Origin of the sequence: Prosthecobacter dejongeii, assembly GCF_014203045.1 — a bacterium.
Taxonomy (GTDB): domain Bacteria; phylum Verrucomicrobiota; class Verrucomicrobiia; order Verrucomicrobiales; family Verrucomicrobiaceae; genus Prosthecobacter; species Prosthecobacter dejongeii.
The window spans coordinates 868015-891261 of the sequence record NZ_JACHIF010000001.1; the positions used below are offsets into that span (position 1 = coordinate 868015).

25 protein-coding genes are annotated in these 23247 nt (G+C 56.7%); 5 read left to right on the plus strand and 20 right to left on the minus strand.

Going from position 1 to position 23247, the window contains the following annotated elements:
- Nucleotides 1-27: 27 nt before the first annotated feature.
- From HNQ64_RS03245 to pgtP, 9 genes are all read right to left on the minus strand, one after another.
- Nucleotides 28-753 carry an NAD-dependent deacylase gene (locus HNQ64_RS03245; RefSeq protein WP_184205312.1) on the minus strand — a complete coding sequence of 242 codons (726 nt, stop codon included), beginning with the start codon at nt 751-753 and terminating at the stop codon, nt 28-30.
- Nucleotides 754-755: 2 nt separating this feature from the next.
- The gene (locus HNQ64_RS03250; protein ID WP_184205314.1) at nt 756-1502 is read right to left on the minus strand and encodes a hypothetical protein; all 747 of its coding nucleotides are present in this window, start codon (nt 1500-1502) and stop codon (nt 756-758) included.
- An 81-nt stretch (nt 1503-1583) separates the two neighbouring features.
- The gene (locus HNQ64_RS03255; protein ID WP_184205316.1) at nt 1584-2249 is read right to left on the minus strand and encodes an HD domain-containing protein; all 666 of its coding nucleotides are present in this window, start codon (nt 2247-2249) and stop codon (nt 1584-1586) included.
- Nucleotides 2250-2260: 11 nt separating this feature from the next.
- Entirely contained in the window at nt 2261-3838 is a 1578-nt protein-coding gene (locus HNQ64_RS03260; protein WP_184205318.1) for an alkaline phosphatase D family protein, read from the minus strand.
- A gap of 63 nt (nt 3839-3901) precedes the next feature.
- The gene (locus HNQ64_RS03265; RefSeq protein ID WP_184205320.1) at nt 3902-4492 is read right to left on the minus strand and encodes a hypothetical protein; all 591 of its coding nucleotides are present in this window, start codon (nt 4490-4492) and stop codon (nt 3902-3904) included.
- A 90-nt stretch (nt 4493-4582) separates the two neighbouring features.
- A complete protein-coding gene (locus tag HNQ64_RS03270) occupies nt 4583-5641 on the minus strand; it encodes an IS630 family transposase (protein ID WP_184205322.1) in 1059 nt (352 codons plus the stop codon).
- 172 nt (nt 5642-5813) lie between these two features.
- Nucleotides 5814-7217: a D-alanyl-D-alanine carboxypeptidase/D-alanyl-D-alanine endopeptidase gene (dacB, locus tag HNQ64_RS03275; RefSeq protein ID WP_184205324.1), complete on the minus strand. Its 1404-nt coding sequence runs from the start codon at nt 7215-7217 to the stop codon at nt 5814-5816.
- 31 nt (nt 7218-7248) lie between these two features.
- On the minus strand, nt 7249-8229 hold the full coding sequence (gene glpQ / locus HNQ64_RS03280; RefSeq protein WP_184205326.1) for a glycerophosphodiester phosphodiesterase: 981 nt from the start codon (nt 8227-8229) through the stop codon (nt 7249-7251).
- Nucleotides 8226-9572: a phosphoglycerate transporter protein PgtP gene (gene pgtP / locus HNQ64_RS03285; protein ID WP_184205328.1), complete on the minus strand. Its 1347-nt coding sequence runs from the start codon at nt 9570-9572 to the stop codon at nt 8226-8228. Before pgtP ends, glpQ begins: the two co-directional genes overlap by 4 nt.
- A gap of 55 nt (nt 9573-9627) precedes the next feature.
- Between pgtP and HNQ64_RS03290 the strand changes: the two genes are divergently transcribed.
- Nucleotides 9628-10260, plus strand: coding sequence for a sugar-binding protein (locus HNQ64_RS03290; RefSeq protein ID WP_184205330.1), 633 nt, complete (start codon nt 9628-9630; stop codon nt 10258-10260).
- A 4-nt stretch (nt 10261-10264) separates the two neighbouring features.
- On the opposite strand, the gene HNQ64_RS03295 is transcribed toward HNQ64_RS03290, so the two are convergent.
- Nucleotides 10265-11326: a right-handed parallel beta-helix repeat-containing protein gene (locus HNQ64_RS03295; protein ID WP_184205332.1), complete on the minus strand. Its 1062-nt coding sequence runs from the start codon at nt 11324-11326 to the stop codon at nt 10265-10267.
- Between the two features lie 9 nt (nt 11327-11335).
- A complete protein-coding gene (locus HNQ64_RS03300) occupies nt 11336-11971 on the minus strand; it encodes a hypothetical protein (protein WP_184205334.1) in 636 nt (211 codons plus the stop codon).
- A 146-nt stretch (nt 11972-12117) separates the two neighbouring features.
- Between HNQ64_RS03300 and trpS the strand changes: the two genes are divergently transcribed.
- From trpS to HNQ64_RS03315, 3 genes are read left to right on the plus strand one after another with little or no spacing between them, the layout of a single operon-like run.
- Nucleotides 12118-13086: a tryptophan--tRNA ligase gene (gene trpS, locus HNQ64_RS03305; RefSeq protein ID WP_184205336.1), complete on the plus strand. Its 969-nt coding sequence runs from the start codon at nt 12118-12120 to the stop codon at nt 13084-13086.
- A gap of 17 nt (nt 13087-13103) precedes the next feature.
- Entirely contained in the window at nt 13104-13958 is an 855-nt protein-coding gene (locus HNQ64_RS03310) for a class I SAM-dependent methyltransferase (protein WP_184205338.1), read from the plus strand.
- Between the two features lie 9 nt (nt 13959-13967).
- Nucleotides 13968-14921 (plus strand): YheT family hydrolase, encoded by a 954-nt coding sequence (locus HNQ64_RS03315; RefSeq protein ID WP_184205339.1) that lies wholly within the window; start codon nt 13968-13970, stop codon nt 14919-14921.
- Here HNQ64_RS03315 and HNQ64_RS03320 read toward each other — a convergent pair.
- The 9 genes from HNQ64_RS03320 to HNQ64_RS03360 all read right to left on the minus strand — a co-directional run bounded on the left by HNQ64_RS03320 (nt 14902) and on the right by HNQ64_RS03360 (nt 22221).
- The gene (locus tag HNQ64_RS03320) at nt 14902-15630 is read right to left on the minus strand and encodes a hypothetical protein (protein WP_184205341.1); all 729 of its coding nucleotides are present in this window, start codon (nt 15628-15630) and stop codon (nt 14902-14904) included. The two genes, HNQ64_RS03315 and HNQ64_RS03320, sit on opposite strands and share 20 nt — an antisense overlap.
- A 15-nt stretch (nt 15631-15645) precedes the next feature.
- The gene (locus HNQ64_RS03325) at nt 15646-16575 is read right to left on the minus strand and encodes an alpha/beta hydrolase (protein ID WP_184205343.1); all 930 of its coding nucleotides are present in this window, start codon (nt 16573-16575) and stop codon (nt 15646-15648) included.
- Nucleotides 16576-16619: 44 nt separating this feature from the next.
- Nucleotides 16620-16991: a hypothetical protein gene (locus tag HNQ64_RS03330; RefSeq protein WP_184205345.1), complete on the minus strand. Its 372-nt coding sequence runs from the start codon at nt 16989-16991 to the stop codon at nt 16620-16622.
- Nucleotides 16992-16998: 7 nt separating this feature from the next.
- The gene (locus HNQ64_RS03335) at nt 16999-17619 is read right to left on the minus strand and encodes a GNAT family N-acetyltransferase (RefSeq protein WP_184205347.1); all 621 of its coding nucleotides are present in this window, start codon (nt 17617-17619) and stop codon (nt 16999-17001) included.
- 115 nt (nt 17620-17734) lie between these two features.
- Entirely contained in the window at nt 17735-18058 is a 324-nt protein-coding gene (locus HNQ64_RS03340) for a hypothetical protein (protein ID WP_246430921.1), read from the minus strand.
- A 170-nt stretch (nt 18059-18228) separates the two neighbouring features.
- Nucleotides 18229-19536 (minus strand): outer membrane protein assembly factor BamB family protein, encoded by a 1308-nt coding sequence (locus tag HNQ64_RS03345; protein ID WP_184205349.1) that lies wholly within the window; start codon nt 19534-19536, stop codon nt 18229-18231.
- 82 nt (nt 19537-19618) lie between these two features.
- On the minus strand, nt 19619-20206 hold the full coding sequence (locus HNQ64_RS03350; protein WP_184205351.1) for a 3'-5' exonuclease: 588 nt from the start codon (nt 20204-20206) through the stop codon (nt 19619-19621).
- Between the two features lie 12 nt (nt 20207-20218).
- Entirely contained in the window at nt 20219-21238 is a 1020-nt protein-coding gene (locus HNQ64_RS03355; RefSeq protein WP_184205352.1) for an SAM-dependent methyltransferase, read from the minus strand.
- Nucleotides 21238-22221, minus strand: coding sequence for an aminoglycoside phosphotransferase family protein (locus HNQ64_RS03360; RefSeq protein WP_184205354.1), 984 nt, complete (start codon nt 22219-22221; stop codon nt 21238-21240). Before HNQ64_RS03360 ends, HNQ64_RS03355 begins: the two co-directional genes overlap by 1 nt.
- Before the next feature lie 135 nt (nt 22222-22356).
- Here HNQ64_RS03360 and HNQ64_RS03365 point away from each other — a divergent pair, with 135 nt between their 5' ends.
- Entirely contained in the window at nt 22357-23223 is an 867-nt protein-coding gene (locus tag HNQ64_RS03365; protein WP_184205356.1) for an AraC family transcriptional regulator, read from the plus strand.
- The last annotated feature ends 24 nt before the right edge of the window (nt 23224-23247 follow it).

Sequence of the window (23247 nt, forward strand, 5' to 3'; positions counted from 1 at the left end):
GAAAGTACAATCTCACAAGAGGAATTTTCAAAGTGCCTCAGCACCTGCCAAGAGTTCATCCACTAGGCGCGGCACTTCCACACTGGCCGAGCCAGCACGACGCTCGGTGAAATGGCTGCTAATCTCAGTTGATTCGAGGTTAATCTCGATCAGCCGCTTAGCGCCCTTCGACGCGGCCTGTCGGGCAAAGCCTGCGGCCGGGTAAACGACGCCCGAAGTACCGATGCAAATGAAGATATCCACCGTTTCGAGCGCCTGGGTGATTTCCTCGATGTAATAAGGTATCTCACCAAACCAGACAATGTCAGGCCGCATCTTCCCTGCCTTTTCACAGATGGGGCAAGCCGTAGAGCAATCCAAATCTGCCTCCCAAGGCATGACATTTCGGCACCAGAGGCAGCGCACCTTCCGCAACTCTCCATGCATGTGGCACAGCTTTTGGGCACCCGCCCGTTCATTCAGGTCATCCACATTTTGAGTCACATGGAGAAAAGAACCTGGCCAGCCTTGCTCCAGCCTAGCCAGAGCCTGATGCGCGGGATTGGGCTCCACGGTGTGGAGTGCGGCACGGCGTAGATTGTAGAACCGATGCACCAATTCGGGCGTTCGGCGAAAGGCATCCGGTGAAGCAACTTCTTCGATTTGATAGCCTTCCCATAAGCCATCCACCCCACGAAAGGTGGGCACACCGGATTCAGCCGAAAGACCAGCCCCGGTCAGGACCACTAGATTTGGATGTGTGAGGCCAGCCATGGTCACTTTTTAGGAAGCTGATATTGCGTGGTGATCAGCACCTTGCCCGGCGTTTCATTGTCACGGCTGATCATGAGAGTGATGGTGGATTTGCCGTCGCTCTTGGTCCCATTCATGGAGACGGATTCATGGTCGCCATTGACGATGCTCGTGACTTCATAACCCATGGTTTTGAGCACACCTTCATAGTGCTCTTTGACCTGAGGTACATCGCCATTCACACTCCCGATAGTCATGCCACCGACGGACTCCGGCTGGTCCACTCGGTAGCCGCCGCCCTCTTGCAAAATGAGGCCTGGATACTGAGGCACCTCGGCCGGAGGAGCCGAGGCTGCGACGGGACCTGCGGTGATGGTTTTACCATCTGGGCCCTTAATAATGACACCTTCAGTTTGAGCCTTGGAGGCGTCAAAACCATACTCTTCACCTTTGTCGTTCTTGATGGTGAGTTTCCCCTTTTCCAAATCTTCATAAGAGATGGTGGAAGTTTCACCCGTGGATTTGTTTTTGAAAGTGATCTCTCTTTTGGCATCGTCCTTTTTCAGGACCTGAATGTCAGGGTTCATTTCCAGAGCCCAGACCGCCGCCTTCGCCGGATCTTCGGCAAAGTTTTTGATCTTGGAAGAAATCTTAGCCACCAGGAAACCGCCTCCGAGGAACGCGGCGAGGAGCAAGACACCACAGCCCATGCCTGCGATGGCGAGACCGGAAAGACCTTTTTTCTTTTGGGGATTTTGTGGATGGCTCATGGTTCAAAAAGAAGTGCAGTCGTTTAGACACTAACCTATGAAGGTTAATTCCATTTTCTGGTAAAGAACAACCTCTTTTGATTACGCGATCTGACCTGCTGATAGACATGCGATGGAGGCTGATAGATTGCGCCGTGCCTTCGCCTCGTATCGCTCGTGGAAATGAGGTGTGGCATAGAGCTGCGGACGCTGTAAAAAGTCCTGCAAGACACGACTGCGACCCACCAAATAATCCGCAAGGGGGACATGCACATACTCTTGCCGAATCGCCTTTTCATAGGCCCAAAACTGGGGCTCATCCTTGCCCAGGATGGCGAGGTCAATATCACACATCAGGGCCGCATCCTGCGTGGTATCTGGGACATGCTTTTTTGTCAGCAGAATGAGGGACCGCACCTGCTGGATGAAGTCGCTGGCTACACCACCTGTACTCAAAGCATCCATGGCCAAGTCTGCACTGAGCGCTTCATTGTCTGAACTCGATTGTGAGTCATAGACAGCATCGTGAAACCATAGAGCTACTTCCAGAGCCAAGGGGTCATGTGCCAGGGACTTCACCTCATCCAATTCAGCAAGGCATTCACTCAAATGCCGCAGATTATGATAATGGCGATGCGGTTGCGAATAAGCATTCACCAAATCGCCAAAGCAGCTGTGGCCATCTCCCTCAGCTGGAATGGCCTTCCAAAGATGTGACCAACGCGAGAGTTGGATGTCAGAATCTGGGGAAGGCTCATTCAGTCTCATAGTCTTTTTGGTTAGGCCTGCTGAAGACCTGCCTTACCTGCCTCCACGGCAAAGGAGGTGCGAGTGATCAAAGGAGCACCAGGGCGGGTCACATATTCCACGGCCTGATAGTTCGTTTTCCAATGCTGGGGCGTGACCTCACAACTCACATAACCGCGTTCCGCGCTGTGGAATTTGACGAAGGGATTCTCGGCATAGATGGCATCCAGGGTCTTAGGTTTCAGCAAGCCATCGCCCCCTGAACTGATGGAGGTGCCAACGAACTCTGTGGCGACCACTTTCGACTCCAAATCATCGAAGTCGGTGAGGAGGTTGTTCGCCCAGTTGCTATGGATGTCCCCAGTCAGCACCACAGGATTGGAGATGCGCTGTTCATCGAAGTATTTCAGGATGCGGCGGCGCTCCATCTCACAGCTCGGCCACTGGTCCATGCTGTAGCCTTTTTCTTCGCCGACCTTGCGATCGGCGAGCCCCATCATGACTTGCTGAGCCAGGACGTTCCAGGTAGAGGGAGACTTAGCCAGACCTTCAAACAACCAATCTCGCTGGATGACGCCAAGTAGGCTGGAATTCGGATTCAAAGCTTCGGCGCAAAGAGGCTTGCTGCCATCCCCACAGGGCTGATCACTGCGATACTGACGAGTGTCCAGTACATGGAAATCGGCGAGGCGGCCATAACTCACATTGCGATAAAGCAGCATGTCTGGCCCTTTAGGCATGGCGCTGCGGCGCAGAGGCATGTGCTCATAGTAGGCCTGATAAGCGGCAGCACGGCGGAGCAGGAAGTCTTCTTTTTTGACGTCCTTTTCTTCGGAGATGTCACTCGCATAATTATTGTCCACTTCATGGTCATCCCAGGTGACTAACCAAGGGACAATGGCATGCATGGCCTGAAGGGCAGGATCTCCTTTATACTGTGCGTGGCGATTGCGGTAAGCCTCCAAAGTATTGATCTCTGGCCCGGTGTGTTTGCGCACGCGTCCATCCAGCCCTTCCTTTTCATAAATGTAGTCACCGAGATGGACGACGAGGTCCAGGTCCTCCTTCGCCATGTGCTCATAGGCCGTGAAGAGACCCGTCTCAAAATGCTGACAGGAAGCGAAGGCGAAACGCAGTTTTTCCGGCAACGTTTCTTTCGCGGGGAAAGTCCGCGTGCGGCCCTTGGGACTCACCTCACCCCCGGCTTTAAATTGATACCAATACCAGCGTTCTGGCCGCAGCCCATCCACCTCCACATGCACGGAATGCCCCCACTCAGGTGTCGCGATGGCGGTGCCTTGACGGACGATTTTGGTCATGCCCTCATCTTCCGAAACCTGCCAGGAAACCTCCACTGGCACAGGCTCCATCCCCCCGCCCTCCAAGGGCTTGGGGGCTAAGCGTGTCCAGAGCACCATGCCATCCGCCGTCGGGTCTCCCGATGCCACACCCAGGGTAAAAGGGTAGCTGGAAAACTTGGGCGCAGATTTCACGGCGCCAAAGGCACGTTCACAAGCCAAAGCCGCCAGCGCCAGTGAGGCTGAGCCGGTGACGAAAGAACGGCGGCTGGAAACGCGCGCAGGGACCAGGGGATAAACGGGGGGTGTCATGAACACTCAACGAAACGCCTGAGTGCGACTGTTTCATCCAAGAAGATGCGACAGAAACGTTGCTCAGCGGTAACGCGCATAAGTCTTCCTCCAGAAAGGATCAAAAGCGGTCAGGAGTTTTTCGAAGGCGGAGCGCTCCGCTTTTTTCCTGGCGAGGTCACTGCCATCAAAGATGAAACTTCCGCCCACCTTGTCGTTGCTCTCTTCAAGCGCACCATAGATGTAACCTGTGCGTGTATCCATGAGCACGGCCGAAGCGGAAGCGGTGATTTCAAAACGATTCACGCTCAACAAACCGAGCGACAATACCGTCAGCGGAGGCACCACGTCTTCATTTCGAAACTGGGTGCTGACAGTGTAGATGAGAATAGCATCGGCCTGCAATTTTGCAGCGGCCTCCCGCAGATCTTCGTCGCTATTGAGCGACTCCGGCAGCAGCAGACGATTCAGCGTCGCCACGCCTTCCAGGCCAGGGAGATTCTGAAGTTTTTCCAGATCGCCCGCGCGCTCAATGTCGCGTGTGGTGACCACACTGTAAGCGCCTGAGCCGTGAGCTCGCCCTGAATCGGAGCGGTAGCCGCTCTCTTGTACACGTACCACGGCGATGTTGGCTGGAAACTGGATGGCTGGGCGGGCGACGTAGGCCTTCTTCACTTTCGGGTCCGTGAATGTCCCCAGATCCGCAGGCCGCCCCGGCGTGGTGTAATACGATTTAACTACATAATCTGGTGTAATAGTAAAATTTCAAATAGCGTTTAGTTTTGACAGTAGGTAGCCCTTGCCGATCAGTGAGAAGACTTTTCGGCCATCCTCCCAATAGCCTTTGAGCACCCGAGTGATGTCCTTCTCCACTTCTTCAAGTGTTTCATAGACCCGGTTGCACAGGCTGTCTTTCATGAGGTCCCAGAGTTTCTCCACCGGATTGAGTTCCGGGCTGTAGGGCGGCAAGGTCAGGATGCGCACATTCTTGGGCACTCCTTCCTGCGGGCCTTTCTCACGATGGTGGAAGCCCGCTCCATCCCCGATGATCACATGCATGGCACCCGGATCACGCCGCGATATCTGTTCCAAGAAGTTGCGGTCCGCTTCCTTGCTCACTTTCGGGCTGAACAAAAATTCGCAGCCTGCTCCTCCGATTTGCAAGGCTCCAAACACGTATCCCCACTGGTATTGCTTGTTGACCGGGCACACAACTTCAGTCCCTCTCCTGGTCCACATGCGCCGCGTCACCGGTGCCAGTCCATAGCGAGCTTCGTCATAGATCCACAGCCTCAACGAACGATCCCTTGGCAAATCAAGATCCATGAGCTTTTGGGCCAGTGTTTCTTTGAAGGCGACGACCTTGAGCGGGTCTTTTTTCGTGTGGCAGGGGCGCGTCACCTTCAAGCGCCCTCCGAGCTTTTTTAGATAGCGATAGGTCTGCGGCAGACCAAACTTGACGTTAAAACGCTCCTTGAGCCAGGCGTAAGCCTCCTTGGCCGTGCGCCAGCGGCCTTTTTCCAGTTCAACGGCCAGTTCCTGCATCTGGCTTTCATCCAGCTCTGGAGCAAAACCTTGGCCGCGTTGCTTTTGCTCCAGAAGGCCTTCAATCCCCTTCTTTCGGTAGAGGTTGAACCAACTGGTGATGGTTGTTTGACTGTGACCAAGCTGGGCGGCGATGGCCTTAGAAGAAAGCTTTCCTTCCAGGCCAAGCTTGACGGCAAGAAGGCGCTCACGCCTCCAGCCGACTTTTTCACGGGGGTGGAGCGCCAAAACTTGGGCACCTTGATGCAGCGGATCCAATGGATTTCGAGGTCGGGCCATAGACAATTTTAAACCCATTCCCTTAATTATGCCAGATAAAGTTGTGAAATCGTATAAGTGGCACATGAGGCGAGTGAAAGCAGTAAAATGGCAGAGACGAGCGTGGGTTTGATATGCATGGCTCTTCTCCGTGCGAGATTCCGCACAAGAAAGGATCATGCGGAGAAAAAAATCAGCGAGTCTTCAAGGCACCCAACACGGCCTCGCGCAAACGAGCCACCGCCTGCGCATCCGCAAAATGATTCACCATCAAGGCAAAACAAAATTCACCCCCGGAGGCAGATTTGACATAACCCGTGTAAGAACGCACGCCGGACATGGCCCCACCTTTCCACCTGACAGAGCCATCTTCCGTGGCCAGCAAAGATTCGCGATAGACGGCACCCTGAGGTCCAGTGCCGGCCACATGCTGGAGGCGAGCAAGATCCAGAGGCCGAATGAAATCAGCGCGTGCGAGACCGCAGCCATCCTCCATGCGCAATCCCTCAAAAACCAACCCTCGTGACTGCCAGTGAGCCCGCAAAACCTCATCGGAAGATTTTCCTTCACGAACACCTAACAAACGATACAAGCACTCTGTCTCGTGATTGTCCGAAGTGGCATGGATGCTGGTGACGATCTCCCTCAGGGTGGGCGAAGCATGTTTGATTAAAATCTCCGACGCCTCAGGTACGGACCCACCCGCGTTGCGCAGTTCGCTGGCGCTAGCAGCCTCTCCATCCACCTCGATCCCGGCATCCACCAACAGCACGCGCAGGTGATGGGCTGCATAGAGTTCTGGGTCTGGCACCGCCGCCGTCACTTCAAAGTTACCCGCACTCAAAGGCACAGTTCCACGCAAATGCAGAACTCCAGTGCGTTCACCTCCATGAATCACGACGCCATCTCCTGAATTCGCAGCACCGGTGGTCGCTTCATTCACCCACTGAACGTTCGGCACCTGAGGGTTGGCCACTAGAAACATCGCTTTGGCCCCCACCTCCTCACCGGGGCGAATCCGGATCAGGCTACGGTTATGCTCCAGATTCAGCCCAGAAACGCCGCTGCCGTAGCCATTGCCGATGTCTCCCCAATTCCAAAAATCATCGTAAATGGAGCCGGGGAATAAGCTGCCATCGCCAATGATGCGGCCCTGAATGCGCTTTACCCCTTTTTGGAGAAGTGTGAGCACCCAGCCTTCGAGATCATTCAAAGAGAGCATGGGATCTCCACCGCCGCGAATGATCACATCCCCGGTTAGGCGACCTTCTTGAATGGGAGCGGTGGTGATTACCGTCGTTTCCAAACGATGATCAGGCCCCCATTTCTCCAGAGCGGTGGCGGTGGTGAGGGTCTTGAGGGTAGAAGCGGGAATGAAGGCCGTTTGACTGTTGAGTTCTTCGATCACTTGGCCCTGGGCATCCAACAGGCAAAAGCCGATGGCAGCCCCTTTCATGCCAGGCTCTTCAAAGACCTGCTGGAAAATCTGACCCAACGCTGTCGCAGGCGGTGCGTGACTTTCACGATCGTCACGAAAATGAAGCACCAGTAAGGCCGCCAATGCGGCCAGCAGGAGGCAAAGAAAAGCGTTTTTCACTGTGTAGAATAGCCCGTTTTCACCTTTGTGCTCAGCGCTTCTTGGCCAACCAACTCAACACCACATCCGGGAAATCCGTGAACAGGCCGTCCACCCCGGCCTGGGTGAAAAGCAAGTCCATGAGATCATCCGCCGAGTGTGCGAACTTGGGCAGTTCATCGGTACGCAAAGTGTAAGGATGGACTTTGAGACCCTGAGCATGAGCGTCTCTGACCAAGGCTGTCACGCTGCGATCTGCGGCAATGATGCTGCTGAGTGCCGGGCCGATGCCATCGGCCACCTGTTTCAACTCCACCAGCCCAGCCGGGGAACGCAAGTGGGCAAAGTCGGTGCCGTCTGTGCCTTGAGCCCCAGCCCCCATGAGTATGATGAGGCGACCTTTCCAGCCTAACTCCAAACGTATTCTTTTCACCTCTTCATACTCAAAGCACTGCACATGACATGCATCCTCGCGGCTCTTGTAACCATACTTTTCCAGGATGGGCAGGACGATGCGACTGATGTCATGACCTTCCTTGCGATGCCAGGCAGGCTGTTTGATCTCGGGATAAATGCCCGCCTGCCGCCCAGTGCTGCGGTTCAGTCCCTGGATCAATTGCAGCTCCTCCTCCAGTGTGGGAATCTGGAAGGTGGAGGTATGGATCGGAAAGCGTTTGGGAAACACCTGCTGACCTGTTTTGGCATGAAACCGTTCGGTGACGCGAAGTTGCTTCAGCTCAGCAAGAGTGAAGTCCAAGGCGTAAAAGCGGCCATCTTCGCGCTGCCGACCGGGAAATCGCGTGGCCACGTCGCTGATGGTATCCACATGGATGTCATGCAAGACGACGGGCACATCGTCCTTCGTCAGCACCACATCCTGTTCGATGGAAGGCGCGCCCTGAGCATGAGCCATGGCCTTGGCTTCCAGCGTGTGTTCAGGTAAATAACCACTGGCGCCACGATGGGCGATGACAAGGGGAGAAGGTTCCTGAGCCATAAGGGGTAAAGCGAGGAGGGGGAGGAGATATTTCATACGCGTGAGGTGTTCTTTTCAGCCCGGTGCCCGAGGGTCATGGCGCTGAAGACGATGGTGAGCAAGCTGCTAAGCCCCATGATGACGAAGGCCCAGCTCCAGCCCCAATGATCCACCAACCAGCCGACGCCTGTGCCTGCGGCAGCCGAGCCAAAAGCGTATCCAAAAAAGCCTGTGAAGCCCGCGGCTGTGCCTGCGGCCTTTTTCGGCACTAGATCCAGAGCATGAAGCCCAATGATCATGACCGGGCCGTAGATGAAAAAGCCAATGGCCGTGAGGGACGTGCAATCAATCCAGAAAGGCCCTTGACGATTGAGAGCATAACCTGTTAGGCCAACAAAGGTCAAAGTCATAAACAGAATGGTGGCAGGGGCACGGCGGCCTTTAAAAATTTTGTCCGAGATCCACCCACAGAGGAGGGTGCCAGGAATCGCTGCATACTCAAAGCATGAAACGGCGATGCTAGACTGCTGAAAGGAGAATCCTTTGGCCGTTTGCAAGTAGGTAGGGATCCAGTCTGCGATGCCATAACGGACGAAATAGACAAACGCATTGGCCACGGCAATGGCCCAGAGAAACTTGTTGTTAAACACATGGGTGAAGAAGATCTCCTTGAAGGTGAACGTCCGTTCATGCTCTGCCGAATAGTTCGGAGGATAATCGTCTTTGTAAGCCTCAATGGGCGGCAGGCCACAACTCTGGGGGGTGTCCCGCATGAGCCAAAAAGCTAAAACGGCGACGATCCCAGCAGCAGCAGCATTGAAGTAAAACTTCGCGCCCCAGTCATCGAAGAGCCACACGCCCATAGCGGCGAGTCCTGCCATGCCCCCGGCTCCGACATTGTGCGCCACATTCCAGATGGCTACGGTGCGGCCCCGCTCGCGCGTGCTGAACCAATGTACCATGGTTTTGCCACAAGGAGGCCAGCCCATGCCATTCACCCACCCATTAAGCGTCTGCAAAATGACAATGATGGCCAGGGATGCATAGACCTCTTTCACCAAGCCAAAGACCGCGATGATGGAGGCCGAAAGCAGCAGACCAAACGGCAGGAAATAGCGTGGATTGCTGCGGTCTGAAATGGAGCCCATCAAAAACTTGGACACCCCATAGGCAAAGGAAAGGCCTGTCATCGCCGTGCCGAGCTGGGCCTTGGAATACTGCGGAAACTCCCGTAGAATGTCCGGCATGGCTAGAGAGAAATTCTTCCGCACCAAGTAGTAAGCTGCATAACCGATGAAAATCCCGATGAACACCTGCAGCCGCAAGCGTTTGTACTCAGCATCCGTTCGGTCCGCCGGGAGGAGCGGGGCATCTGGGGCAGGGCGAAAAACAGAAAACATGAATCCTCATGCTGACAGACTTCCTGTACTGCCGTCAATATGAAGAATCTGTGCCATGACACCTGCACCTTTTACCCTCAATCGTTACCCCGTCCGACGCTGTCGTGGAGCTCTCTTGGACTGGTCTGCTGCTGTGTGTCTAGATCGTTTCACTTTCCCCTGGGAGTCCACAGTTCCACCCTCGACTCAGTTCCGTGCTCTTTGGGATGAAGAGCGGCTGCACTTCCGCTTTGACTGTGTGGATGAAGACCTGGTGCTCGGCGCGGGTGAGACGGTGAAGGAGCGTGTGCTGAGATCTGACCGGGTGGAGATCTTTCTGACACCCGATCTCACACTCACACCTTATTACGCCTTTGAGATGAGTCCAAGCAGCGAAGCCCTGGTCTATGCGGCGCGATTCTACCGCGAGTATGACTGGAACTGGACCTGCCCGGAGCTGCACTTAAATGCAAGTATTCAGGGCCATCGTTATCAGGTGCAGGGAAGTCTGCCCTTAAATCTGCTGCGTGAGTTGAATGTGCTGAAAGCCGGAACCTCGGAATTTTATGCCGGGGTGTATCGAGCGGAGTTTTCCCACACGGCGGAGGGCGGCATTCACTCGGGCTGGATGCCGTGGGTGAACCCACAGACAGAGAAGGCCGATTTCCACACGCCAGCTTCTTTTGGGATCTTCGAGCTAGTGGAATAGCGCGTTAACGTGGGTCTGTGCCATGGACTCCGGCCACTTCGGCCACGGGGAGTTTCGGCTTGGAGGCCGAGGGACGATCTTCCGCGAACCAATGATTGTTTTCAAAACGAAAGGTCTCAGCAGCCACGCCACTGCCGATGTTGACATCCACCTGCACCTGAACGCGACGGAAGACGAAGCGGTTGTTTTTCACCCAAACATTTCGGCAGGGCACAAAGCCCGGCTCCTGGGTCTCCTGCAGGATGCGGAAGAGCCACTTTTCGGGAAACAAGATCGTGTTGCCACTGAACTCACAGCCATCCACTCCGACAAAGGCGGCGGCGCAGGGGCTGCCCTCCATGATGTTTTCACGTACCACGATGCTGTGCGCTTCATGCTTGGCCCCTTGCGGGCGGAAGTAGGCGAGGCCTGTGGAACCACCGATATTCAGCGGACGCTGCCCGGCATTCGTGAAGCGGCATTTTTCCACCACGATCTCTGAGGTACCACCTTTGAGCTGGACTCCTGCACTGGCGGAGAATCCCACCTTACCCACGAACTGGCAGCCCGTGATGAGTGACTTGTGACAGCCGACAAAATCTATGCCCTGCCCACCCCAGCCCGTGAGGGTACAATCAAGGATCGTGAGGTTTTCCAAACCGGAGCATTTGATGCCATCGTGATTTCCTTCTGGGCCGATGTCGCTGATATGGACGTGCTCGAGGGTGATGCCCTTGACTGGGTTTGCTAGATCACCGCCATCGTCTAAATTGAGGCCATTGCCACTCTGGCCACTGATGTGGACATTCCGCAGCGTGAGCCCCGCACATTTGGAAAACTGCCAGCCATTTCCAGCGCCTTTGAAATGCGGCGGAGACTGGGGATCCAGGGCCTCGATGGTCAAATTCTCCACGCCTATGATATGCCAGCCGCCAGGGTAGTCCCCAGGGGCGATTTTCATCACCGTGCCCGCTTTCAGCCCAGCCACGGCAGCCTTCAGAGCGGCGATATCATGGATGATCAGGGACTCGGCACGAGCCCAGGTTCCCAGGCAAAGTCCCAGCAGGATGAGGCAGACGCGTTTCATGAAAGTGTCTCAGTGGCGAGTAAGTCCGGCAGGCAGTTCCTTCAGGCGCTGCACCTCCGTCACTTCATGGAAGAACCAAGGTTTACCACTGGCCTTTTTGTAGATCACCGTCTTGCTAGCGTACTTCACGCCGTCGTGCTCCTTCCAGTCGCTGAAAAGGTAGTAGTCCCCCCGCCAGTCGAGGCGGCGCAGGAGCTGGGTTTCTTTGTCAAAGTAGATCTCCATGGCGGGGTCCACCGTGCCGCTGACTCGGAGGCCAAAAAGTGGCGTGCCTTCATGCGTGAGGTCCGGGGCGATCTCCACCTTGGACTGGGGATCCACCAGGATGCCGAGCGTCCAGGCCCAGACATCGTATTTCGCTGGTTCATCCGCACGTTCTTTTTTGCCCAACCACCAGTACTTCGGCACTTCCAGCACGGACTCGCGGGAGGAGGCTTTTTTGCCCTCATCAGGCGTGGGGTTGGCACCGAAGTGAAAGGTTTCCTTGATGCGAAAAAGCGTGAGCAGTTTGTCCTTTCCGCCTATGGCCGTGACCACTTTGTCAATGATCGGCTGAACTGCGGGGGCTGGTGCAGGGGCGGTTTGTGCCGGGCTGGAAAGGGCTGTGGAAAGGAAAAGTAAGCTGTAGAGGGAGCGTAAAAACATAGTCCGGGAGTGAATGGCGTGGCGCTTTAGCCTAAACGCAGCCGCCCGGCCCTTCATGCGCTGGCACCTGAATGAACAAAGCTAGCAGCGGAAAATCCAGCTACGCCCTTGAATCTGACCGCATCGCCCGCCATCTCTAGGCGACTATGCGTATCCTTTCCGGCCTCCAACCCAGCGGACGTCTCCACATCGGCAACTATTTTGGCATGATGGAGGCGGCCCTGAAGCTGCAACACGAAGGCGAAGCTTTCTACTTCATCGCCGATTACCACTCCCTCACAAGCATCCACGAGGGTAAGACCCTGCGCAGCAATGTGCGTGACCTTGCTATTGATTTCCTGGCCTGCGGTCTGGATCCCGAGAAGTGTGTGTTTTTCCGCCAGAGTGATGTACCAGAGCACACGGAGCTTTCCTGGATCCTGAGCACCGTCACCCCCATGGGCCTGCTGGAACGCTGCCACAGCTACAAGGACAAGGTAGCAAACGGTATAAAGCCCAGCCACGGCCTCTTTGCCTACCCGGTACTCATGGCCGCAGACATCCTTATGTATGATGCCGATCTGGTGCCTGTGGGAAAAGACCAAAAGCAGCACGTGGAGGTGACCCGCGACATCGCCATCAAGATGAACGAAACTTTTGGCCAAGACCTGCTGAAACTGCCCACACCGCGCATCCGCGAGGAAACCGCCGTGGTCCAGGGCACCGATGGCCGGAAGATGAGCAAGAGCTATGGCAACACCATCCAGCTCTTTGAAGAGCCTGGAAAACTGAAGAAGGCCATCATGGGCATCCCGACAGACTCCACCCCGGTGGAATCGCCCAAACCTATCGAAGGCAGCAGCATCCTGGCGCTGTATCAACTCGTCGCCTCCCCGGCCGATTACGAGGCGATGGTGGCAGATTTCCAGGCCGGAGGCAAAGGCTACGGCGACTTCAAAAAGCGCCTCCTCCAAGGCATCACCGACTACTTCGCCCCCTTCCGCGAGAAGCGTGCGGAGCTGGTGGCTAACCCTGAGTATGTCAACAAGGTGCTGGCTGAGGGGGCTGAAAAAGCCCGTGCGGTCGCCCGTAAAACGCTGGATCGCGTGCGCCAGGCGGTCGGTCTTGGAGATTAATCTGCGCTCTTTTTTGGATGAATCCCAACGGCTACGAACTCCTCGACAGCGGCAACTTTCAAAAGCTGGAACGCTTTGGTGAAGTGGTGCTCTCCCGCCCCTGCGCTCAGGCGGTGTGGAAGCAAACGCTCTCCCCCATCATCTGGCAAAAGGCCACCGCCACGTTCTTTCGCGATGGCGGCAACCAGTGGCGCGGACGGGATCGCCTGCCTAGCACCTGGGACATCGGTGTGGATGGCACGCGCTTTCAGCTCAGTAGCACGGACTTTGGTCACCTGGGCATCTTCCCGGAGCAGCGCGACCAGTGGAAACGCATCCGTGAAGTGTGTGGCGACTACCGCAAAAAACACAATCGCGCCCCGCGTGTGCTGAACCTCTTTGCCTACTCCGGTGGCAGCACGCTGGCCGCCGCGCATGGCGGTGCGGAGGTGTGCCATGTGGATGCCTCCAAAGGCATGGTGGACTGGGCACGCAAGAACGCCACACTGAATGGCCTGGATGAAAAACCCATCCGCTGGATCGTGGATGATGTGACCAAATTCCTCGACCGTGAGCACCGGCGCGCGCGCAGCTACGACCTCATCATCCTGGATCCGCCCAGCTATGGCCGTGGCGCGAAGGGGGAGATCTTCAAGATTGAAAACGATCTGCCGCCGCTGCTCTCCTTGATTGGCAAACTGATGTCCGATCAACCCCTGGGCGTGCTGCTTTCCTGCCACACGCCCGAGCTGACGCCCATCTCTTTACATCATTTGTTAGTCCAACAGTTTGGCTCCTCCGGTGGCAGCCTGGAACAGGGAGAGATGCAACTGCGCGGCGCGGCGAATGTGCTGCCCGTGCCCAGCGGCAGCTTCTGCTGGTGGCTGAAATGATCTCGCGTCATGCCCGTCGTCACCTCCAGTTACCAGGCACCCCGTTTCCTGCGTAATGGCCATGTGCAGACGGTGCTGCCAGTGTTTCTCCCGCGGGCGCACCCGCCCCAGCCCAAGCATGAACGCCTGGAACTGAGCGATGGTGATTTCCTGGATCTGCGCTGGTATCATGCTGGGAACAAGCGATTGGCCATCCTCTCGCATGGGCTGGAGGGCTCTGCCGAGGCCATCTACATCCGCAGCATGAGTGCCGCGCTGCTGCGTGCCGGATGGAATGTACTGGCATGGAATTTCCGGGGCTGTGGTGGGGTGGAAAATCGCCTGCCACGCTCCTACCACAGTGGCGAATCCAATGACCTGCGTAGCGTCATTGAGCATGCTTCAGATGCCTACCCGCAGATGGCCCTCGTCGGCTTCAGCCTGGGCGGTAACATCACGCTCAAGTGCATCGGCGAAATGCCCGCGCATCCACACATCGTCGCGGCTGTGGCGGTCTCGGCTCCGGTGGATCTGGCCTCCAGCGCGCGCGTCCTGGATGAGCACAAGGACAACCGCGTTTACCTGAAACGCTTTTTAAAAACCCTCGTCCTCAAGATGGAGGCGAAAGCGCGGAGGTTCCCTGAAAGCTTTGATCTGCGTGGCATTCACAGCATCCGTACCATCAAGGAATTTGATGATCGCTTCACCGCGCCGCTGCATGGCTTTCGCGATGCCGATGACTACTGGGCGCGCGCCAGTTCCCTGCCTCACCTGACCAAACTGCGTGTGCCAAGCCTGCTGCTGAATGCGCTGAACGATCCCCTGCTCACCCTGCCGTCCTTCCCGCAAGAACTCGCCTTTCACAGTGACCTGCTGCACCTGGAAACACCAGACTACGGCGGTCATGTGGGCTTCCTGGATCATCGCCTCCGCGGCTGGCATGAGCGCCGCGTGATCGAGTTCCTCAACGCTGCCTGCGTTTGAGCCACAGCAAGCCGATGCCCATGAGCACGAACAGCCCGGCACCGATGATGAGCGGAGTCCTGGGAAACTCGGGATAGACCCGTGTCACTTTGACATCGGTCACCTGGATGCCTTCAGTTTGGGTGATAGCTGGCGCAGCCACAGGAGTCACTTCCGCCGCCTTCGTAGTCTGGGTGAGTTTAAAGGGGCGACTGGTTTCGCCAGGAAAGATCACCTGCGGCTTGCGCTCGTCATTGCCTTCTTCGCTGTTGAGTAGGATGAGGCTGACGTTGGCCCCTTTGCCAAAGGCGATCTTAAAGCTGTCAGTCCCCCCAGGAACTTCAGCCTTCGCGGTGGCAAGTAAATGCGTCTCTGCTGTGTCGGGTTTCACCGGCTCATAGTTGGCCCCATCCAGCGCGACAAATTCACAGGCGGGCAAGGGCAGCGTTTGATCATTGAATGTTAGGCCGACATTTGCTTTCAGATACTCCGTGGCCTTTGCATAGGTCGCGGCTTTCTCCGTCTCGCTCTGGTTCAGGTACCAATCTGCCGACACCGGCGGCAGCGAGGTGGGCTGATCACTCAGAAACACCCGAGGATCCAGGTTCATCTTCAAGGTGAACTGCCGCCCCTGGGTAAACTCCGTCTCGATGGTCATGTTCGGCACCACATGCGCGAGCGCTGGGGTCACGAAGAGGATAAAAAACAGGAACCAAGGAGAGAAGCGCATGAGGAATAAAATCCTTTATTTCAGAATCGGCTCGCCCAGGTGCTTTTTGAAGAAAATCGCGGCGATGTCCACTGTCTCGGCGCACCAGGGATCGCTCATCCAGAACGGATGAGGGGCATCTTTGAGAGTGGTCACGGAGGTCTCGATGCCCAGGGCTTGGAGCTCGTCCATCATTTCGGCCCGGCCGATTTTTAGGGTGTCCTTTTCCCCTTCGATGAAGATCGTGGGCGGCACGCCAGAGCGCACGTGGGTGATGGGTGAGGCGGCTTTGTACACCTCCGTTTTTTCCTCTAGGCTCCCGCCGAAGAAGAGAACGGCCCCTTCGTTCTTTTTACCCACATTGGAGGCCACCAGATCCTGTGTGGCAGCCATGACGATGGCCGCTTTCACTGTGCTGGATTGATCTTTAAAAGGGCCCGCACCTTCAAACTCAGGCAGGCCACTGGTCATAGCGGTGAGGCCTGAGAGGTGCCCGCCGGCAGAGCCTCCCATGCAACCGATGCGCTCGGGGTCAATCTTGAGTTCCTTCGCATGCGCTCGCAGGCAACGCAGGGCCGCTTTGCAGTCATGCAGGGCTGCCGGGTACTTCGCCTCTGTGGACAGGCGGTAACTGACTAGCGCGGTGACAAAACCGCGCTGGGCGAGACGCTCCATCATCGGCTTATCCGCCTCCACTTGGCGCTTCTGCCAGCCGCCACCATGGATGTCCAGGATGCAAGGCCAGGTGCCCTCCGCCTCAGGTACATAAACGTAGAGTTCCACCGTGTGCTCCGGGTATTTGGCGACTTCCAGGGTCTTCAGCGTGAAGCCTGTCGGCGTCTGCGGATTCAGCTTCTTCCATTTGGGGCTTTCAGAAGCGGGTTTTTGAGCGGCAGGCTTGGTATCAGCCGCAGACAAAAGTGGAACTAGACTGATGGCGACAAGGCCAAGGATAAAGGATTTCATAGTGGATAATAAACAACGGTCGTTTTTTAAAATAAAACAGCCAATCAAGCACCTCCAAGGTTTCGATCTGCCCTGAGATGCCCGTCTATAACAAACTCTCTCATTTTGGCTGCCTTCTGTCCTGCCTTTAAAAGAGTTTCGTCCTTGATCTTCGCACGCTGAGACAAACGAATTTGCACATAAACAGCCAACGGAATGTCTGGCGATTTTTTGAAGGATTTGCGATCCACTCGGGCAACAGTTTCATCGTCCTTTGTTAAAGCCTGAATCAGGGCTCGGCGAAAAGCCCGACTCGCCTTAGCCTTACGTTTCGAAATCGCTTTATTGGCGACGGACCTCGACTCAGCACGGCCATTCCTTCCGTCCTTGGCATAGCTATAAAGCTTCTTTTGCTGAGGAGTCAGTCTCGTTTTCATCCAGTTATTAAAACTCCTCCTCTTCGTCATCCTCGTCAGGATCATTTAAAAAGATACGGATGCTGCGTTCCTCCAAGGCAAAACGGATGTCCTCAATGTCCTGGTCATCAATGCTCAGCCAGACATTGGCCCCTTCACGTTCCACGCCCCCGGCCCTCACCGAATGCAGGGCAAAGCCAAACCTGCCGTAGAACGGCACGGAATGACGCGTGGTGCGCAGCCAGAGATCCAGCGGGCGATCCTCCGTCTCCAGCAGAGCAATACGGGCGGCTAGCAAGGTGGTGCCCAGCCCACGGCGATGGTAATCCCCATGCACCATGCCATGAACAAGGGTGGCGGAGTCTGAATCGCCAATCAATTCCAGGCCACCACAGGCAACGAGTTCGCCATCATACTCAATCACAAGGATGTAAGAGGTGCCCACGGTCAAAAACTCGGCAAAGGCCTCCAGACCTTCTTCAGGCAACAAATCAGGCGTGTTGGAACGGTAGATCTCCAGGCAGGCTTCAAAATCCTCTGGCAGATACTCGCGGACGCGGCAGGGAGTGAGCTTCGGCACGATCGCCTGCAGGAGCGGGGATAGCTCGCGCTCAGCCTCGGAATCGGGTTCAAAATCGCTGTATGACATGGAGAGACAGTTTGTGTGGGTGCCTGACTCGCTCGTCAAGCTGTGCGTGGGGACAAAAAAGAACCGCCTTTCCCAGTGAAGGGAAAGGCGGTTTTAAAGACAATAAAAAGAAGGATTAACGGGCCACCACGGCTGCCGTGCGGGCAGCAATCGTTGCCTGATGCGCTGCGCGCAGACCTTCCAGACCACGGTAGGTCTTGCTGACCTTGGCACAAAGGCCACGGCTCACAAGGCCCTGAAGCTTCTCATAAGAACGCAGGCGGAGCATTTCTTCGCCCCCACTCACAGCGTTCTTCAGCTTTAAATTGTCATAGACCAGTTTGAACAACGCGTTGAACTCAAGAGTGTCCCCACTGGACAATACATTGACGAGCTCATCGGTTACATGGTCAGGGACGCGGCGGGAGAAACGTGTTTTGCGAGTCGGTGTCGTAGCCATAGAGGTCTTTAGAATAACACGTTATTCGAAACTTGCGACGTATTTGTGATAAGAAGCTGTTATTTCTCTGATAACTCGCTTTCCTGATAGAATGCGGTTCCCAGCGCGTTTTTATGCGTCCGATGGCCTAAAGAGCAAAAAACAAAGCGGCGTTAGGGCATATCCAAAGGTTACTTAGCGGCAATTTTGAAAAGTTGTTTTTTGGTGCGGATAAAAAGAGCTCCCTCCGCCACCGCAGGTGCCGCAGTCATCGCATCCGGTAGGACGTTTTCGGCCAGCACCTCAAATTGAGGGCCTGCACGCAGCACCCGGGTATCTCCACGGTCATTGCTGAAGTAGAGGCGATCCCCGGCTGCGATAGGGCTGGGCAGGTGCTGGCCTGTGAGGCGTTCCTCCCAAACATCTTCCCCCGTGACGGGATTCATGCAGGTGACAATGCCACCCCGGGTGATCTGAAAAAGGAGCCCGTTCACCAGCACTGAATTCGCCTCGCTGGCGTTGCGCTTTTCGCGGTCCCAAATCACATGGCTGGCTGTGATGTCACCTTTCATCTGGGCATCAATCTTTACCCCGACGGTATGCGAGCGCTCAGACCCGGTGTTCAGCACCAGCACGTTTTGATAAACCAGGGGGCGGATGGCCGCGTTGAAACCGCCATGGCGCACAGTCCACAGTTCTTTGCCCGTCTCCACCGCATAACCAAAAGCAGCGCGAGAGCCAATGGACACCAGGGTTTCCACGCCGGCCAGATTAAAAACACTAGGCGTGTGGTAGGCCTTCCGCATGTCGCCATCGCGGGTGGGTTTGCCCTCAGCATCCAGGTCGCCATAGTCGGTGGTGCGAGCGGTCTTCCAAACAGTCTCACCGGTCTTTTTATTGAGGGCGGTCACAAACTGTTGGTCAATGCCGTCAAAGGTCAGGATGAGTAGATCGCCATGAATCATGGGTGAGGAGCCGGGCCCCCGATAATGGCGGACATTGATATCTCGACGCTCCCAGACTTTTTTGCCCGTGGCGGGATCAATACGAGCCGTACCGTAGGTGCCAAAGTGGACATACAGGGCATCCGCCTCCAGCACGGGCGATGGGGCGGCGTAATTGTTCAGCGGATTGCCCAAACCCTCGGGATCTGCATTTTCAAACAGCACGTCATGATGGATGATCTGGCCGCTCTGGCGGTCAATGCCATAAAGAAACTGCTTCTTCCCATCCGTGGTCGCTGAAGTGAACCAGATGCGATCTCCGCCAATGACAGGGGAGCTATGGCCATCATCTTGAAGGTCCACTTTCCAGACGATGTTCTCCCCGGTGGTGGCATTCCATTTCAGGGGCAATTTAGCCGCCTCAGCCGCAGGCACCACGCCATCGAAAGTCGGGCCATTTTTATCCGGCCAAAAAACCGGGGTGGTGGCTGGCTGGGCCGCAAGAGCTGCCGCAAAGGCGAGCGTGGAAAGCTGGAGACGGAAAATGGCAGACATGAGCTTCTAGTCACGGGTGGTGACGTGCGCTTCTTTCGTCAACCGCAGAACAACTGTCCATACTGTTCTTTTTGACAACCGGCTAAAAAGCCGGAACCAGGGCGGGGATGACGCCTGTTTTAAGCTCTACCGGGCAGCTCTGAAAATCTGGCGCTAGCTGCCCCCACATCTTCCGCACGGCCTGTGCTAGCAAGTGCACATCGCCCCGGGCATCATGGCGCTTTACCCCATCCGAGGATAGTCCCAGGCGATGCAAGATCGGGTCCAGTCCATGACCGCTGCGGCCACCCCAGATCTTCCGCGAGAACGCCCGAGAATCCATCATGGCCGTGGGCCGCACGGGCAGCCCGTGGCGTGTGCAGTTTTCCGCGATGAAACGCATGTCAAAGCCGGGGCCATTGTGCGCCACCAGCGTCGTTTCCTCACCGATAAACTGCGAAAAGGCCTGGAGGGCCTCCGCTGGAGTGGGGGCCCGCTCCACCTGCGCCTGAGAAATGCCCGTCAGCCCCGTGATGAAGCGCGGCATCCTAGCCTGGGGCCGCACAAACGAATCAAAATGACCCAGCGGTTCCCAGCAGCCCACCTTGACCTTCACCGCCGCAATCTGGATGATTTCGTGGTAGCGCGGAGAAAGCCCCGTGGTTTCGAGGTCGAAGATGATGAGGGTCATGGCAACGCGAGCTTAAGCCACCACGCCGAAAGCGGTGACTTCGTTTTTATTCGCGCAGAGGCGGGTGAGGCGGAAGTCGGCACACAGAGGTGGGGCGAGTTCTTTGAGAGCATCCATGAGGTGATACTCGTCACTTCCTTTAAACTTGAGCGTCACGATGAAACGACGCATCTGGCGCTCGCGCAGCCAATCCATGAGAAGATCCACACTGCGCTGGGGCGCAGCGATGATGTCACAGATCAGCCAGTCCACGGGCTGTTGGGGGCGGAATTTGAAGGCATCGGCCTGCTGGAAGGTCAGGCGAGGATTGCGCATCAGGTCATCCCGCAGAGGGCTGCGGTCAATGGCGGTGACGTAAGCTCCGCGCTGAATGGCCACGTAGCTCCAGCTGCCTGGGGAGGCACCCAGATCCACACAGGTCTGGCTCCGTTCGATCTGCTGGCCCAGGCGCAGCTCAGACTCAATGACTTTGGCAAAAGCGCGACTGGGGGCAGCTTTGTCTTCGGCATGGGGAATGTCCCCGGCCAAGAAGGGCGAAATGAGTGCAGGCAACTGCGAAGGCTGCGGAGCGGCACTGACGGAGACAAAACCTGCGTCTGGCCCCGTAAGCACAGCCTGCACGAGGGAAGTTTCTGGCGTGAAGGGGGCGGCACTTTCTTCCAAGGAACGCGTCAGGGCGCGGCGGCGCTTTTTCAGCCGCTCATTCAGCGCGGTGCGAATGAGGTCACAGCGATGCAGTCCCGCCTTTCCTTCGCCATAGGCCGGCCAGAGGTGCAAGCGCCAGGGTTGGGCGTCCGGCAAGATCCCGGCGATGCGGGTGATGATGTGGTCTGCCCACGCATTGATGGAGGCCTCTTTCACCTCGCTCGCTTCCGGCAGAGTCTGACGAGCGAAAGCCAGCCAGGGGAGCGCGGGCAGGGCTGGCGCGTGGATGAGACCTGTGACGGCATCTTCCGTGGCAGAAACGCTGGCGCGCTGAAGCTCCTGGACCAAGAACGGGCCGCAATCAATGACAGGCAGAAAAACGTGCATCAGAGGAAAAGACTGCGCAGGGACTCCAGCTCAGGGGCCTCATCGCACACGGAGGTGAGATTCTTCACTCCGGCAGGGATGTGCTGCTCAAAGTGGGTCTTGCCCTGGTTGCGGCTGAGATTTCCATAGGCCCCGAGGGCCTGCATGAGGCGCTGGGCAGCACATTGATACACCACCTGGCGCAGCTCTGGCAGGGGCAGGCCACGGAAGTCTGCGTAGTATTGCAGCAGCTCGCCACGCTCACTCCGGCTGAGAGTCACGTAGGGGTCAAAAAGCAGGGAGGCCAGATCATATTCGGCCAATCCCGGGCGTAGGCCCTGGTAGTCCACCAGCCAGGCTTCACCATCCCGCAGCAGCACGTTTTGACTCTGAAAATCCCGATGCACCAGGCAGCGCGGGAGCCGGGCGAGGCGCTGACGAAGGTCCAACAACACCGCGCGGGCTGGTGCATGTTCTGGCATCTCGACATCCCGGCGGAGGACACCCCGCACGAAGTGCTCGATGAAGTAATTCTGCTCCCATTCGTAGAGCGCCTCATTGAACTCAGGCTCCAGAGTGCTGAGGTCTGCGGCGGACAGGCTGGCTGCACCCACCGAGTGGATTTTCGCCGCCTGTCTCAGGGTGGCCTGGTAGTAACCCTGACGGATTTCCCAGGCATCTTCGCGGTGGGCATGCAGGTCATCCCGGCCCAGATCCTCCAGCCAGACGCACAGCCGCTGCTCATCAAAGGCATAAATCTTCGGCACGTGTACCCCAAGCCCTGCCAGCCGATGCGTAGCGGGGACAAACTTGGGATTATCCCGGCGGGCCATGGTGTAAACCATGAGAATCATGGGCGGGTGAGCGGCCCCCTCCCAGATAAAGCGATAAAAATGGCGGTCCGACCCGCCTTTGACGATGGGCTCCACCTGGCAAGGGACATCCCTCAGCGTGGGAAACTGCTGGCGGGTCAGGATGAGAAGGGCCTCGTGTTCAGGTGGCATGGGAAACAGCCATTAAAGGGCACGCCGGGCAAAGCTGCAACCCTAGGATGAGGACAGGCGTAGAGCACCAAAAGTCCATTCTTGAGCACAAGCGTGCATTTGGCATTCGCGGAATCCGTGTTTACATTCCGGGACATGAAGCCTGTCTTTGAGAAAGTCCCGCGCCGCGATTGGGAATCGTTTCATTGTGAGCTCGTGCATGGTCCCGACTACGGCACCCGCTGGCACTTCCACCCGGAATTTCAGATCACCCTGGCCATCCGCAGCCGTGGTCACCGCGTGGTGGGGGATAACATCGCCCCGATCACCGATGGCGACTTGGTCCTCGTCGGGTCCAACCTGCCGCATGTGTGGCACCAGGAAGAGGGTGCGGGCATCGTGGATGCAATCATCATCCGTTTTGAAGAGAACTTTTTGGGTAAGGACTTGATGGCCCTGCCTGAGCTGGAATCTGTGCGCCGCCTGCTACGCCGTGCGAGTCGCGGGCTGGAAATCAAAGGCCCAGTGCGGAAAGAAGTCTCCCTGCGCCTGCGCCATCTGGCTGAAAGTGACGGCCTCACCCGCGTGGTGGACCTGCTGGCCATCCTGGATGTGATGTCCCGCGCCAAGGACCTGAAACCTCTGGCCAGTGCCGCCTACGAGCCCACTCTGCACGCCACGGACCAAGGCCGCATGGAACGCGTGTGTGACTACATCCACCAGCATCTCACGGAGGACATTGATCGGGCTCAGCTCGCGAAGCTGGCGCACCTCAGCGAAGGGGCATTCAGCCGCTTTTTCCGCTCCCGAACGGGCAAAACCGTACCGGAGTACATCAACGAAGTCCGAATTGGCCGCGCCTGCCGCATGATCGCGGAAGACCAGAACAACATCACGGATATCGCTCTAGACTGTGGGTATCGCAATCTGGCCAACTTCAACCGCCGTTTCCGTGAAGTGGTGGGCAGCACCCCCCGTGAATATCGCGCGCAGATGCGGACTTTGGGCGGCAAGCCGGGCTGATTTCCCTTTCGGCCTTGCCACTTC

Excerpts from the sequence above, each read along its gene's own strand:
- HNQ64_RS03245 (WP_184205312.1), bottom strand. The coding sequence starts at position 753 with ATGGCTGGCCTCACACATCCAAATCTAGTGGTCCTGACCGGGGCTGGT.
- HNQ64_RS03250 (WP_184205314.1), bottom strand. The coding sequence starts at position 1,502 with ATGAGCCATCCACAAAATCCCCAAAAGAAAAAAGGTCTTTCCGGTCTC.
- HNQ64_RS03255 (WP_184205316.1), bottom strand. The coding sequence starts at position 2,249 with ATGAGACTGAATGAGCCTTCCCCAGATTCTGACATCCAACTCTCGCGT.
- HNQ64_RS03260 (WP_184205318.1), bottom strand. The coding sequence starts at position 3,838 with ATGACACCCCCCGTTTATCCCCTGGTCCCTGCGCGCGTTTCCAGCCGC.
- HNQ64_RS03270 (WP_184205322.1), bottom strand. The coding sequence starts at position 5,641 with ATGGCCCGACCTCGAAATCCATTGGATCCGCTGCATCAAGGTGCCCAA.
- glpQ (WP_184205326.1), bottom strand. The coding sequence starts at position 8,229 with ATGAAATATCTCCTCCCCCTCCTCGCTTTACCCCTTATGGCTCAGGAA.
- pgtP (WP_184205328.1), bottom strand. The coding sequence starts at position 9,572 with ATGTTTTCTGTTTTTCGCCCTGCCCCAGATGCCCCGCTCCTCCCGGCG.
- HNQ64_RS03290 (WP_184205330.1), top strand. The coding sequence starts at position 9,628 with ATGACACCTGCACCTTTTACCCTCAATCGTTACCCCGTCCGACGCTGT.
- HNQ64_RS03295 (WP_184205332.1), bottom strand. The coding sequence starts at position 11,326 with ATGAAACGCGTCTGCCTCATCCTGCTGGGACTTTGCCTGGGAACCTGG.
- HNQ64_RS03300 (WP_184205334.1), bottom strand. The coding sequence starts at position 11,971 with ATGTTTTTACGCTCCCTCTACAGCTTACTTTTCCTTTCCACAGCCCTT.
- trpS (WP_184205336.1), top strand. The coding sequence starts at position 12,118 with ATGCGTATCCTTTCCGGCCTCCAACCCAGCGGACGTCTCCACATCGGC.
- HNQ64_RS03310 (WP_184205338.1), top strand. The coding sequence starts at position 13,104 with ATGAATCCCAACGGCTACGAACTCCTCGACAGCGGCAACTTTCAAAAG.
- HNQ64_RS03315 (WP_184205339.1), top strand. The coding sequence starts at position 13,968 with ATGCCCGTCGTCACCTCCAGTTACCAGGCACCCCGTTTCCTGCGTAAT.
- HNQ64_RS03320 (WP_184205341.1), bottom strand. The coding sequence starts at position 15,630 with ATGCGCTTCTCTCCTTGGTTCCTGTTTTTTATCCTCTTCGTGACCCCA.
- HNQ64_RS03325 (WP_184205343.1), bottom strand. The coding sequence starts at position 16,575 with ATGAAATCCTTTATCCTTGGCCTTGTCGCCATCAGTCTAGTTCCACTT.
- HNQ64_RS03330 (WP_184205345.1), bottom strand. The coding sequence starts at position 16,991 with ATGAAAACGAGACTGACTCCTCAGCAAAAGAAGCTTTATAGCTATGCC.
- HNQ64_RS03335 (WP_184205347.1), bottom strand. The coding sequence starts at position 17,619 with ATGTCATACAGCGATTTTGAACCCGATTCCGAGGCTGAGCGCGAGCTA.
- HNQ64_RS03340 (WP_246430921.1), bottom strand. The coding sequence starts at position 18,058 with ATGGCTACGACACCGACTCGCAAAACACGTTTCTCCCGCCGCGTCCCT.
- HNQ64_RS03345 (WP_184205349.1), bottom strand. The coding sequence starts at position 19,536 with ATGTCTGCCATTTTCCGTCTCCAGCTTTCCACGCTCGCCTTTGCGGCA.
- HNQ64_RS03350 (WP_184205351.1), bottom strand. The coding sequence starts at position 20,206 with ATGACCCTCATCATCTTCGACCTCGAAACCACGGGGCTTTCTCCGCGC.
- HNQ64_RS03355 (WP_184205352.1), bottom strand. The coding sequence starts at position 21,238 with ATGCACGTTTTTCTGCCTGTCATTGATTGCGGCCCGTTCTTGGTCCAG.
- HNQ64_RS03360 (WP_184205354.1), bottom strand. The coding sequence starts at position 22,221 with ATGCCACCTGAACACGAGGCCCTTCTCATCCTGACCCGCCAGCAGTTT.
- HNQ64_RS03365 (WP_184205356.1), top strand. The coding sequence starts at position 22,357 with ATGAAGCCTGTCTTTGAGAAAGTCCCGCGCCGCGATTGGGAATCGTTT.